Consider the following 13,287-nt stretch of genomic DNA (forward strand, 5'->3'; position numbering starts at 1 on the left):
GTCTGCCCTAAAAAACCTGGAAATAGCGGATAGGCAACTCAAATGCCTGTGTGCCATCATCATATTTCTGGTAGATCCATCCAACCCCCGGAGCGTAGTAATTGATCCAGGTTACATCATCTGCATAGGCGGCACCATTTTCACTTTTTTGGGATTTCATACTTACCTGGTACACATTGGTGTAGGTACGGCCATTATACGTAACCGTGGCATTAGCATTAATTACGTTAAAGAGATATTTTAGCTTTGTATCAACCCCGCCCACTGTTCCGGTATACTCCCTGGAGGTCCAGGCATCACCAGTGACCAGGCCTTCCTTTAAAAACAAAAGGCTGTCAAGAACTGGTGTATCAAAATAAAAACTGCTGTAATAGTCTGAATAATTCAATTCATAATAATTATTCCCGCTTTTACGAACATAAAGGGAATCATCGTATACGTTAGTGGTATTCTTTTCTTTTAATATTTTATAAGTAAACCCATTATCGTTTACCGTGCCAACAATTGTCCTTTTCAACGTATCTCCCTGAACTGGCGAGGCATAGCTCCACCAGCTATTATCTGTAAGGATAAAATGGTCCCCAGTTGAAGGTAGTGTCCCTGCAGGAACCACTGGTACCTGGATGGAACAAAAACTACTATCATAATAGATGGTGAAGAGATCATTCCCCTCTGATAGAGGTTTTCCTGTTCCTCTTAAACGAATAGTATTAGTTCCCGGAACTGAAAAACTGCCGGCACCGGAAAAGTAATATCCATTTACTGTATCGCTATAAATGCGGTACGTACCCGCCAATGACACAGCCACAGTTACATCAATATAATTACTATCAGTCAGCGTTTTATTGGCTTCAAATGTACCCCCGATAAGCTTGGGCAAACAATCGCCTCCATTGTCCTGCAAAGCACCGGATGAGGGCTTTCCGGCTTCAAGGCTAATTTCTTTCTGACAGGAAAATAAAAACAGTAGGGATACAAGGGTGATGACAATACGCTGCATATTCAGTTAGCAATTTTATCTAAACTACAATTAATTTTAATATAGCCCCTCAAAGCATGGACCTCAACATGTTATAAACAGCAATAACATAATAATATTGTGTACCTGTAGGGAAGCTTTACCCGGCCAATTAGTCAATATTGACAGTAACAGATATTGAGACCTGTCAGTTACGCGGAAATGGCATTGGTTTCAAATTGCATCTGGTAAAGTTTGGAATAAAACCCACCCTTTTCCAGCAATTCATTGTGGTTCCCTATTTCCTTTATTTCCCCTTTATCCAAAACAATGATCTTATCTGCCCTTTGAATAGTCGATAACCTGTGTGCAATCACAATAGAGGTCCTGTCGGCAATAAGCGTATCTATTGCGTGTTCTATCATCTGCTCACTCTCTGTATCTACAGAAGATGTGGCTTCATCAAGAATCAAGACAGTGGGATTGTATAATAAGGCCCGTATGAATGATAATAATTGCCGTTGACCAACTGATAGAGTAGCTCCCCGTTCCATCACATTATAATCGTAACCTCCGGGTAGTTGCATAATAAAATCATGCATGCCAATCAATTTGGCAGCTTCTATGACCTTGTCCCTGGTAATTCCAGGATTCATTAAGGTGATATTATCCATTACAGAACCTGAAAAAAGAAATACATCCTGCAGCACCACCCCGATACTTTTACGTAGCACGTCAAGTTGGTAACCATCCACACGAACATCATCTATGCGGATTTCTCCTCTATTCACTTCATACAACCTGTTTAGCAGGCTGATAATGGTGGTTTTCCCGCTTCCTGTATGTCCCACAATGGCAATAGTCTGACCCGGAAGCGCAGTAAATGTAACATCCTTTAATACCGGGTGGGTTTCATCGTAACCAAACCATACATGATCAAATTCAACTTTTCCTTTATTGGGTACATTAGCTATGGCATTCACCGGCGAAGGGGGCAGGAAATCTTCATTATCAAGCACTTTAAATACTCTTTCACTGGCAATCATTCCCATTTGCAGCACATTGAACTTATCGGCAATCACACGGAGAGGCCGGAAGATCAGGTTCAGGTACAGAATAAAGGCCATGACCTTACCGTATTGGCTCACCTGAAGAGAAAGAGCTTCCCGGGCTGTGAACCAGACAATAAGCCCCATGGAAAGTGCCAATACTATCTCCACTATTGGAAAAAATACAGAATAGGCAAAAATGGCTTTGATGTTGGCATCCCTGTGCTCCTTATTAATGTTTCTGAACTTATCCGCTTCCCTTTTTTCAGCGGCAAAGGATTGTACGATGTACATCCCCGTAATATGTTCCTGTACAAAAGCATTGAGGTGAGAGACAGCATTTCTTACCCGGTGAAAAGACCTGTTCACGCTTTCCTTGAAATAGTAAGTAGCTAATATGATAATGGGAAAAGGTATAAGGCATACCAGTGTAAGTTTCCAATCGGTCCAGAACATAATACCAAGCACGCATAATATAGAGAGGAGATCCGCTATCATGGGGATCAGGCCATCAGCGAATATATCATTGATACGTTCAATATCATCTACGGTACGTGTGGTCAATGTGCCGATAGGTGTCCGGTCAAACTGTCGCAGGTTGAGATTGACAACTTTTTTAAACACCTTGGTTCTCATATCTTTTACTACTGCCTGGCCCAGCCAGGTAGTGGTATAGGAAAAATAAAACCTGAAGGCCGTTTCTACTAAAAGAAAAACGATCTGGATAATGGTTATGTATATGACCCAGTCAAGGTTTTTACCTCCAATGAATTTGTCAACTGTATATTGAATCAGGAAAGGCCGAACAGGTGTAAAAGCAGCTAAGAGAATAGCCATTGCTATAGAACCAATAAAAACTTTCCTGTATGGCCTGGTAAATTGCAATACCCTTTTCAGCAGCGCAATATCAAACGTCTTTTTAGCTGTGCTCAAGTGTCAATCTTTACGGTAAAGTTAGAAGGAAAGAAAAAACCAACAGTAAATCAGCTTCTCCTGTCAAAAACTCTATTTCTCACTTAACTAATTTTACCAGTTATGTATACTTCTTATTCTATAGCCATTGCTGATCAATCATCACTCTCATCTCCCATGGCGATCTTATAAGCTTTAATGAATATAGCGCCCAGGTTTTTGTAGGGGGGTATATAATCATCAAACCCGTCCACTTTCCCTGCCTTGGCTCTAAACTCATTCCAGAAAGGCATCCAGTCAACATTTGACCCTACACGCAGCTTCTCATTAAGCAAATCCATAAAAGGCTGGTTGATCACTTGTTTTCCTATTTGCTTGGATGCAATAATATGAGCTTCCGGCGCATGAGACAGCACATCATGTATCAGGTGATAGCCTCCGCATGATCCAAGAAAAACGATCTTAGCCGCGGGCTGAATTTGCTGAATAGTATAAGGTGCATAATAACTATGTCCCCTGTGTACCACAATGGTAGGCTCAATGCTTTTTGATGCCAGGTAATTATTTAGACTTTCCTGTGCCTTATCCAGTTCTCCTGATAGTTCATCCAGTGGCTTATTGGCGTAGATCACAATGGGCTTTCCTTTGGTGGAGGCAAAGGCGATCCAATATTTATTATCCTGGATCTTTTTCCAGTTACCATTGGAAAATTGTGGCGTGAAACGTGAATAGTTCATCCGGCCATCTTCATCCCCATAAAAGAAAACCTGTGTTACCACTTCATGCGCTGAGTCAGTGACCAATGATTCATAACTTACCGAATACACCGGCGGAATACCAAACTCCTGCGAAAGGTTTACCGTACTATCTGAAGATGACCGGAATAATTTGTCAAGCAGGTTATAGATGACCATTCCTCTTTTATTACCTGCCGCAACATTCCGATCATAATTAAGTTTTACGTTATTCAACATTTGCTCAGCTACCGGCTTAATGCTCTCCTGGATGCTGGCATAGGAATCCGCCACATCAACTCCATCTTCCAGTCCTTCAGATTTCTCAAGGTTATTTACAAAGGCAGTCATCAGTACCTGTGCCTGCTTTTTATCGGGGAATGTGTTTAAAAAATCAGACAGCGTATTGTAGCCTGCTGCCATTTTAATAAATTTCTTGAACCTGTCAAACCCAACGCTCATCAGCAGAGAATCGCCCTTATTGCCGATCTTTTGCATCATGATAGGGTAAATACCTTTAACATAGCTGGAAGTATATAATTCTGTTTCCCCGGCAATGACCAGGTAATACAATTCCTGGGGTGTTAAAGTGTAAAGTATTTTAAAGCGTACTGCATCGGGCGACTCATGCAGGCCATTGATCTCCTTAGTGTATACTTCATTCCCTTTCTTCTCCATCATTCTTGACAGCGATTCCATTTCAAGAATCTTCTCGCCTTCCAAAGTGCGCTGTACATAATCCATTCTTGTTTTCACCAAAAGCTTGTAATATTTGGCATCATCTGCCTTTACAGCGTCTATATCGCTCAGCTTCATCTTCCCCTTTATCAGGTTGTCAAGAAACGGAAAATATAATTGACCACTTCCGCCGCTTGTAGCCATTTTTGATACCGTCTGAATGAATGGATCATCTATTTTTCTTATGGCATAGCCCAAACGGTTATTAGCCGCTGCAAAATCATAGAGATACCTGGGATTTCGATATCCAGCCAGTTTGATAAGGCTATCACGGAACGGGACATCGGGATTATCTTTCAGTGTAAGAAACACCTTGTCGGGGTGAAGGATACAATATTTCAGAAGCAGGATGTTCTGTGCATTTTTAATCCCTGGGTTGCGGTCAAAAGCCTGGCAGGCCACTAATACCTTGCTCACTTCGTAGGCGTTTTCCTGGATCAAAGGTTCAATGGACTCGCCTTTTTTGTCTTTCTCCATGGCTTGTTCAAAGGCATCCAACAAAGTTGGCAGGCGGGAAGGGGTAAATTGCCGGTTTCTATAACCTGCTGTAAAGCTCTTTAAAATTCTTTCCACCCCCAGCAGGTACCCTTTCTTTTTTTGGTCACCCAGCAAACTGTCGCTTTCTATTTTGCATTGTATGCCATCTATCCTGCGCACCAATGCCTGGGTAACATAATAATTGATATCCTCATTAGGCCCTGTATAGAACACCTGGTCAGCTTTACCGTCAGCCTTTAGTGCATTTCTTTGTTCCCTATCTATTCGGTCATGCCATAAGGCCCGGCCAATGGGTGGCTTACAGATTTTATCGGATTGTGAAAAGGAAATCAAGCTTGCCATAACCGGAAAGCTTGTCAATAGTATTCGTAAGGTTTGAACCATGCGCCTCATAATACAAATTTAGTACCCGAACATTTAAAGCCTGGTTAAGGATTTACAATCCCTAAAAGTCAGAAAATAAAGCTTTTACGTTGATCAGGGTCTATTTTAAAGGTACTTGATCATTATTTTATCATTAAGTATTTGTTACCAAAACCTTTATATAAAGGCAAATGTTGCCAATTCCTGTAGGTTTGCCTAAACATATAAACCCATGGATGGTAAGGGTAGAAAAGTATTAATAGCTGATGACGAACCGGATATTATTGAGATCTTAAAATACAACCTGGAAAAGGAAGGCTATGTAGTAATAACTGCTAAAGACGGTGATGAGGCGCTGGTCAAAGCAAAATTGACCCAGCCTGAACTCATAGTACTGGATATGATGATGCCCAAGAAGAGTGGTATGGAGGTCTGTGATATTTTAAGGGCCCAAGCCATTTATAAAGACACACTTATCATGTTCCTTACAGCCTTGAGCGATGAGGCCACCCAGTTAAAAGGATTCAGCACGGGTGCTGATGATTATGTAACCAAGCCCGTCAGTCCAAATGTATTTGTAAGCAAGGTCAATGCGCTATTCAGACGCATCAAAAAACCTGAACATAGTATCATAACCATTGATAACCTGATCATAGATCCGGAAAAGTTCATGGTAGAATATGAAGGAAAGGATATAGTTCTGGCTAAAAAGGAATTTGAACTGTTATACCTGCTGGCTACAAAACCCGGCCGGGTATTTCTGCGCAACGAGATACTAAGCCAGGTGTGGGGCAATGATGTCATCGTGGGCGACAGGACCATTGACGTCCATATACGCAAGATCAGGCAAAAGCTTGGAGTCGATTGTATCACCACTGTAAAAGGCGTTGGCTATAAGTTTGAATTATTGTGATAGCCTTGCCAGTTTTTATTTTTGATCATGTTTGATAAAAAGAACCTTTCTCCCCAGCAGCTATCTGCTTTAACAGCCTTGATACTTTCCATACCCATCAGTATTGGAATATATGTGCTGCAGCAGGATTGGAAGGATGGGCTGGTAGCTTTTGTTATCATCTTTACAGGAAGCTATTTTCTGGTGTTCTCCATCATACAGAATTTCATATTCCGCAAGATCAAGCTGATTTATAAATTCATCAATCAAACAAAGGCCACAAAGAAGGAAGAGATGTATTATAAGTATATCCTTCCGAAAAAGAGTATAGATGAAGTTCGGGAAGATGTTGAGAACTGGGCAGAACAAAGAAGCAGGGAAATCGAAATTTTAAAGAACAACGAGGTCTTTCGAAAGGAGTTTCTGCAAAACCTTTCGCATGAATTTAAAACACCTGTATTTGCCATACAAGGTTATGTAGATACACTGTTACAAGGTGCCAGTGAAAATCCTGAGATCAATAAACGCTTTCTTGAAAAAGCCGCGAAGAATGTGGAAAGATTGGTGGTGCTTATCAGGGACCTTGATGAGATATCAAAGCTGGAAACCGGGGAGATCAAATTATTAAAACAATCTTTTGTTATCCAGGACTTGGTGAAAGAGGTGTTTGAAAATCTTTCCTGGAAAGCAGAACAGAAGAATATATCTTTTTCTTTTAAGAAAGGTTGTGAAAAACCACTGGTTGTGTTTGCAGACAGGGAAAAGCTGCGTCATGTTATTCTGAACCTTGTGGACAATGGCATAAAATATGGCAAAGCTGATGGCTCTGTCATAGCAAGCATGTACGATACTGATGGGAAAAATGTATTGGTAGAGATCAGTGATGATGGCATAGGCATTCCTGAAAAGTACCTGGACCGGATTTTTGAACGATTTTATCGAACCACAGAGGGCCGCAATAAAGATGCTACCGGCACAGGCCTTGGATTGGCCATCTGCAAGCATATCATCGAAGCCCATGGTCATACCCTGCATGTCAGGAGCAAAGAAGGAGTAGGAACGACCATAGGTTTTACTATCAATGCCAGGAAGGAATAAAGGGCAAAACCAGCAACAAACCTTCAGAATGATTAAATTGATGCTTTTGCCCTTTCTGATTTCCTGTAATATCAGAATCGATAACCCACATATAATTGAACCATCCCGTTCTTGAAATCTGTTTTCTCAGGGTCAAATGGAAGCGGAAAAGGTGAAGGTGAGCTATACATTTTCTTATAAAGTTTTCCTAATCCCAGGTTATACCTGCCACCGACCAGTAAGCCTTTGAATGGAAATATTTCCACCCCACCCACAAACCCGTAATCAAAGCGATTCATCAGGTCTGTAACAGTACTGTCTTTTGAATTTGTGGTAGTTCTTGATTTCAATAAATAACCAATCTGGGCTCCAGCCTGTAATTGAAAAACTTTGGCAATAGTAAAAGTTGTCAACTGGGGCAGGTAGATGTAGTCATTTTGAACATCTGTATTCTTTCCTCCATTATCAAAAGTGTAACCTTGCCTGGAGAAAATTATCTCAGACCTGTAACCCATTCCCTTTGATGCAGGCGCATAGAATGCACCGATCATAAACCCGGTATTATTGTCTTTTTTTAAACCTTCAGCATTGCCTGTAATGTATGACCAGTTATACCCAACTTTCAAACCCAGCTTTGGCTTGTATTCATCCATTTGCTTTTTCATTTCAGCGGAAGAAGGTAAAGATTGCGCAGCTATATAACTGGCTGAAGCTGCAACCATGAATAGTGTAAATAATATCTTTCTCATAACGTTTTAATTTTAGCAGCAAGAAAATACATCGGATGAAATTTGAAAAGAAGCAAAGAGATGAAGTGTTAAAAACAGGGATTGAATTGCATGTTAAGTACCTGCCATCTCAGCAATGGCATGATTATTAACAATACTATCCGGGCAGGCGTTTAAAGCACCGTTATCATGAAGATTGCAACAACAAGGGTAGAAACCTTCAGCGATGGCGTCATAGCCATTATTCTTACTATTATGGTGCTGGCTTTGAAACTTCCTGACTATAACCATGGTGACAGCAAATGGGGCATGCGACATTACCTGTTACAGATCCTTCCCTATTTTGTTTCGTATGCCTTTAGTTTTATGATGATTGGGATCTTTTGGATCCATCACCACCATATGTTTCATCTCTTGAAAAGAACTGATGAAAAGCTGCTATGGCTAAACCTCATTTTTCTTTTCTGGATGAGTCTAATTCCAATTACCACTGCTGTAGTAGGTGCCAATCCCAGGCTTTCAGAATCCTTAGCTGTTTACGGCTTTGTAATGTTGATGACAACAGTATCCTTTGCATATATGCGTTCGTATACTATTAAAAAAGATTTGGTGCACCAGGCAGAAGACCGGGCCATGAACAAAAAGATCAGGATTGTATCCATTAAAGCAAAAACGAAATCCTATATAGTAGCATTAGTGTACCTGGTTTCCATTCCTCTCGCTTATATAAGCATTTACCTTGCTTATGCCTGTTTTATTATTAGCGCCATTGTATTTTTTATTCCAGATGGCATTGATGATGAAAGACTTGCAGAAAAGATTATAGAAAATAATCAATAACAGGCACCGGGTTCGATATGAACATGCAGCTTTACATTATCAAGCCAGGTCAACATACCTGTCAACAATGATTTTGACCTTACATGGATTTGGCTGGAAATTAATATCCATATCTGCTTTACTGTACTTAACTTTCCTATATAAAAACTTTGCTATGAAAAGTATTTTCTCACTTGCCTTGTTGAGTACTGCATTATTTATTTCGGCTACTGTAAAAGCACAGGAAGATAAATCCAAACGCCCCAGTCCACCTGCCAAGGTCAGCCAGAAATTAAAATCTGGTGCTACTATCAGTATTGATTATAGCCAACCATCACTTAAGGGAAGAACTATTGGAAAAGATGTAGAACCTAAACAAGGTGAATTATGGCGTGCCGGTGCTAATGAAGCCACGGTTTTCGAAACAAATAAAGATGTAAAAGTGGAAGGCCAGCCATTACCTGCCGGTAAGTATGCTTTATTTATGATGGACAATGGAGATGACTATACAGTGATCTTTAATAAGGTATGGAAAACATGGGGTGCTTTTGACCATGAAAAAAATAAGGACAAAGATGCACTGCAGGTAAAAGTAAAACCAACAACTTCTTCCACTGTGCAGGAAAAACTGACATATACCATCGATCCTTCAGGTAAGGTTTCTTTGCTTTGGGGTGACAGGGTCATTAGTTTTAATGTGAAATAACTCAATATCTATTCAAAGCCTTCTGCAATTGCAGAAGGCTTTTTTTTTATTTATATCTTTCCTTTAGCAATAGACGCATTTCATTTATAAATTCTTAAAAACAGATACCTAACGCAATAATTTGCCAAGATGTCGAAAATCATGCTATATATCAAACAATTTCTTTATCTTACTATTGCTTAACGCATCAAAATGCAAACAACCAACCAAAATGAACTCATTATTGAGGTCATTCAAATCAAAAAAGCTGCTTTAATATTCCGGGCTGTCAATCACCCCCTCAGGCGGCAAATTCTCCAGTTATTACACCAGAATGGTAGAATGACTGTTACAGAAGTATTTATTAAGCTAAGGCTTGAACAATCTGTTGCTTCCCAGCACCTTGCCATTCTTCGGAAGGCGGGCTTTGTATTAACAGAGAGACAAGGAAAGTTCATTTTCTACTCAGTAAACTACCAACGCCTGAAACAGATTCACCAGGTAGCTGAAGACATCATTCATGTAGCCAAAGAAAAGGCTAGTGATACTGAACTTTCAACTGAAAGCTGAGCTCTTTGCAAGTTGGCGGAAATGAAATGATCTCAAAGGGTATAAAGCTTACCCTAAAGGGCCTTGTTTACTATTTATTCCACAATACCCAATATTTCCCTGATCTTCTTATCAAAAAAGTTGATGTCAGCAGGCATAGTCACTACCTGCAAACGATAGGAACTGAATGGTACCGGTTCTTCAGCATTTTTCACTAATATGATGTTTTTCCTGCACTGCTCCAGGTAGGAATAAATCCCCGCGGTAAGATTCCTGGTTTGCGCATGGATGATCATTATTGAAGGCTTAAACCTTTCTATACGTGGAATGATCTCCTGTCCATCTTCAGACGCTTCCACCTTATACCCTTTATGAATAAGAGATAAATAAATACGGGAAAGATTGTGCAGGTCACTGTCCACAATAAGGACACGTGTTCTTTTAAACATAGTTAAGGATTGAGTAAAGCTTTGTAAAAGGATAAAGGAAGGACCTGCAAGATACCTTGCTTGTTAAAGCCAGACAATGGGAATTATACCTGTATAATTTACGTGGCGGAGTCAGCTATAAAAACAATGGTAATAGGCAATAAAATACCTGTAAGCATGATACTGCTACATACATATACACTTCTTAATAAATATTTTAATCATCTTCCTCACTCTGCAATGGCTGCACAAATGCAGCATGTCGTGGTCCCGGAAAAGGGACTGCATCACCTTTTACAGCATGCCATAACACTTCATTGAATTCAAGGTCGGGAATAGCATCCTCCTTTGTTACATTGAAAGTTTCAGAGCGTTGCTGCCATTTATTTCTAACAAGATTTTTCTGCAACAGATCAATAGTGGCAGGTATCATAGTAAATCCTGATGTATCAGCTGTTGTATTAAATGAACGCCACATGGGAGTGGCCGCGGCATCATATTGTGTCATCGGGGGCATGCCTAGTATCAGTTCTATGGTCCTTAATACAGATGTGGTGGTATAAGGGGTGTGGTCAATAAAATTCCTTTTTACAAACCCTCCTGCTATATACGCGGTGCTTCTGTGGGCATCCACATGATCGGCGCCATTTTGTGCGTCATCTTCTAAAATGAAGACAGCAGTTTCCTTCCAGATGGAAGATTTGCTCAGGTAGTCAATGAACATACCAACAGCAAGGTCATTATCCGCCACCATGGCAAACGGTGATTTGGCACCCAGTTTTAGACCACTTGTGTGATCATTACCAAAACGAACTGTATTGAATTGGGGAACTGCATGTATAGCCATTAATGAATCGAAATCTCTCTTCCACTGGTAAAAGCGCGTTGTGTCCATCACTGAAGTGTTGAACCCTGTATAATACGGACAATAGTGCCCGGTCAATGATTTTATATTAGGATTATAATCATCTGCAAACTCACCATACGTCCTATAACTGATCCCGTATTTTTTACAATGATCCCAAATAAACCCTGCTTTATTATTAGCTATGGCACGATTCCCTTCAGCATCATAGTTCCCTCCCCTTTTTCCATAGCTGGTAGGCCATGTTTTCTCCAGGTAATCTGTAGCATATGCACCCATGCTCCAGTTATGCCCATCAGCACTTACTTCCGCGTCTACATAAAAATTATCCAGCAATACAAACTTACTGGCAAGAGCATGCAAATTGGGTGTTATATGCTGTCCAAATAACACCAGGGAAGTATCACCATTTCCTCCAGGCATATCTCCCAATACCTGGTCATAGGTACGATTCTCCTTTATCACGTAGAAGACATATTTTATGGGTGATCCTTGATGCAGGGATGTTGGCACCGGGTTGTGCACATCACCCTCCGCCATGGTTTCTTTTTTATTGTTATAAGGTGTGTTACCATAAACAGCTTTTGTATATTCCCCCAACTGCCAGGCACTAGGAGCGGGAAGAATAGTCAGCCCGCCTTTAAATAGCCCGGCAATATATTGAACACCTTTTTGCTGTGCAGTATCTCCTTCATGACGCCACACTTTTTCTTTTGATGAAACGGGATTCGGCCCATGCGGATTAGCCATAGAAGAGAAACCTTTTCCATTTGCAATCCATATTTTATCACCCACCATTTTTATACTCGTAGGATACCATCCTGATGGAATATAACCTTTGGACATACTACGGCCAGGAGTGCTTACATCAAAGACAGCTATACAATTATTGTCTGCATTAGCCACATACAATGTTTTTCCTTTTTGACTTAATGCCACTGCATTGGTAGTGGAGCCACTTGGGGCACCAGGATATAAGGCAGCATTCAGGGTTTCTATAACCTTATCCAGTTTTGTATCTATAACAGACACGGAATTGTCATTGGCATTACATACAAACAAATAATGTCCATCAGCGGAAAGCACCATTTCATTGGGGTTATCGCCTACAGGTATAGAAGCTGTAAATTTCCCTTTCTCCGTATCAAAGACCAGCACCTTATCACATCCCCAGCAACTAATGAACAATTGTTGCCGAGTGGAAGACAGGAGGCAGCAATACCCCTCACCTCCTAAAGGAAATACATTCTGCACTTTCCTTGTTTTCAGATCTACCACATACAGGCTGTTATTTTCCTTGGTTATTACATACAATTGTTGTTTTGCATCATCAATGGCAATGCCTGCAGGAGATAGTTTATTTGGCCAGCGCTTTCCCAGTTGAATGGAATCTTTTAATTCCAGTTTATTATTTACTATATGATAACGCAGAATACAATTATCGTTGCCTCCTGAGGCATACAGGTATTTGTTATCCCCACTAAAAGCCAATCCATACCAGGCCTTGCCAACCTCAACCCAATCTAATTGCTTTTCCTTCCTGGCATCAAATAATTGCAAGGTCTGCACACTTTGACCGTTATTGGTAACAGCTACAAGTCTTTTGTCCGGGCTTACCACCATGTTCAATGGCAGGTCTCCTAAGGGCAACCTTTTTCCTACAGGCGTAATACTCCATCCATTTGGTAATCGTAGCCTAATCTTATTGAGACTGTCAGATGTTTGAGCAAAACAATTGAAGTATAGAAAAAGTGCTATAATAATGGAGAAGTTTTTCATATGTGCGGTTTTAACCAGGTTCCTGAGGGAGCAAAGTTGTATAAAAAGTTCATAGGTTTAGCCATGAAGACCAATTCTATAAAATTGCAGCGATCCGGGCCATACCTGATATCTGATGATTGTTATGCCAGGATGGTCCTCCAGGGTGGTGTGCCTATATAAAAAAACCATCCTACTGTGTGCAGGATGGTTTTAGCATTATAAATATTGCAA

Annotated in this window: 12 protein-coding genes; 6 read left to right on the plus strand and 6 right to left on the minus strand. The window is 40.5% G+C overall.

Translation table 11 applies throughout. The features are described 5' to 3' along the window. Positions 1–7 precede the first annotated feature (7 nt). The 3 genes from BUA53_RS15780 to BUA53_RS15790 all read right to left on the minus strand — a co-directional run bounded on the left by BUA53_RS15780 (position 8) and on the right by BUA53_RS15790 (position 5,231). Positions 8–1,000: a hypothetical protein gene (locus BUA53_RS15780; protein WP_072836364.1), complete on the minus strand. Its 993-nt coding sequence runs from the start codon at positions 998–1,000 to the stop codon at positions 8–10. A gap of 170 nt (positions 1,001–1,170) precedes the next feature. After that, positions 1,171–2,940 (minus strand): ABC transporter ATP-binding protein, encoded by a 1,770-nt coding sequence (locus tag BUA53_RS15785; protein ID WP_072836365.1) that lies wholly within the window; start codon positions 2,938–2,940, stop codon positions 1,171–1,173. Positions 2,941–3,074: 134 nt separating this feature from the next. Then, complete coding sequence (locus BUA53_RS15790; protein ID WP_084080169.1) at positions 3,075–5,231, minus strand: hypothetical protein; 2,157 nt, start codon at positions 5,229–5,231, stop codon at positions 3,075–3,077. 253 nt (positions 5,232–5,484) lie between these two features. Between BUA53_RS15790 and BUA53_RS15795 the strand changes: the two genes are divergently transcribed. Both BUA53_RS15795 and BUA53_RS15800 read left to right on the plus strand, forming a co-directional pair. Next, positions 5,485–6,165, plus strand: a complete 681-nt coding sequence (locus tag BUA53_RS15795; protein ID WP_072836367.1) for a response regulator — start codon at positions 5,485–5,487, stop codon at positions 6,163–6,165. A gap of 27 nt (positions 6,166–6,192) precedes the next feature. Beyond that, entirely contained in the window at positions 6,193–7,242 is a 1,050-nt protein-coding gene (locus BUA53_RS15800; protein ID WP_072836368.1) for a sensor histidine kinase, read from the plus strand. A gap of 71 nt (positions 7,243–7,313) precedes the next feature. Here the strand turns inward: BUA53_RS15800 and BUA53_RS15805 are convergent, their stop codons facing one another. Beyond that, on the minus strand, positions 7,314–7,970 hold the full coding sequence (locus tag BUA53_RS15805) for a porin family protein (RefSeq protein WP_072836369.1): 657 nt from the start codon (positions 7,968–7,970) through the stop codon (positions 7,314–7,316). 168 nt (positions 7,971–8,138) lie between these two features. Between BUA53_RS15805 and BUA53_RS15810 the strand changes: the two genes are divergently transcribed. The 3 genes from BUA53_RS15810 to BUA53_RS15820 all read left to right on the plus strand — a co-directional run bounded on the left by BUA53_RS15810 (position 8,139) and on the right by BUA53_RS15820 (position 10,023). Next, positions 8,139–8,789: a TMEM175 family protein gene (locus BUA53_RS15810; RefSeq protein WP_072836370.1), complete on the plus strand. Its 651-nt coding sequence runs from the start codon at positions 8,139–8,141 to the stop codon at positions 8,787–8,789. A 154-nt stretch (positions 8,790–8,943) separates the two neighbouring features. Further along, positions 8,944–9,474, plus strand: a complete 531-nt coding sequence (locus BUA53_RS15815) for a DUF2911 domain-containing protein (RefSeq protein WP_175546095.1) — start codon at positions 8,944–8,946, stop codon at positions 9,472–9,474. Between the two features lie 192 nt (positions 9,475–9,666). After that, positions 9,667–10,023, plus strand: coding sequence for an ArsR/SmtB family transcription factor (locus BUA53_RS15820; RefSeq protein ID WP_072836371.1), 357 nt, complete (start codon positions 9,667–9,669; stop codon positions 10,021–10,023). Positions 10,024–10,097: 74 nt separating this feature from the next. On the opposite strand, the gene BUA53_RS15825 is transcribed toward BUA53_RS15820, so the two are convergent. Beyond that, positions 10,098–10,451 carry a PleD family two-component system response regulator gene (locus BUA53_RS15825; protein ID WP_072836372.1) on the minus strand — a complete coding sequence of 118 codons (354 nt, stop codon included), beginning with the start codon at positions 10,449–10,451 and terminating at the stop codon, positions 10,098–10,100. 196 nt (positions 10,452–10,647) lie between these two features. Continuing rightward, on the minus strand, positions 10,648–13,074 hold the full coding sequence (locus BUA53_RS15830) for a bifunctional YncE family protein/alkaline phosphatase family protein (RefSeq protein ID WP_072836373.1): 2,427 nt from the start codon (positions 13,072–13,074) through the stop codon (positions 10,648–10,650). Between BUA53_RS15830 and BUA53_RS21260 the strand changes: the two genes are divergently transcribed. Next, the gene (locus tag BUA53_RS21260; protein WP_175546096.1) at positions 13,075–13,236 is read left to right on the plus strand and encodes a hypothetical protein; all 162 of its coding nucleotides are present in this window, start codon (positions 13,075–13,077) and stop codon (positions 13,234–13,236) included. The last annotated feature ends 51 nt before the right edge of the window (positions 13,237–13,287 follow it).

The organism is Flavisolibacter ginsengisoli DSM 18119 (assembly GCF_900129295.1).
Classification (GTDB): Bacteria; Bacteroidota; Bacteroidia; order Chitinophagales; family Chitinophagaceae; genus Flavisolibacter; species Flavisolibacter ginsengisoli.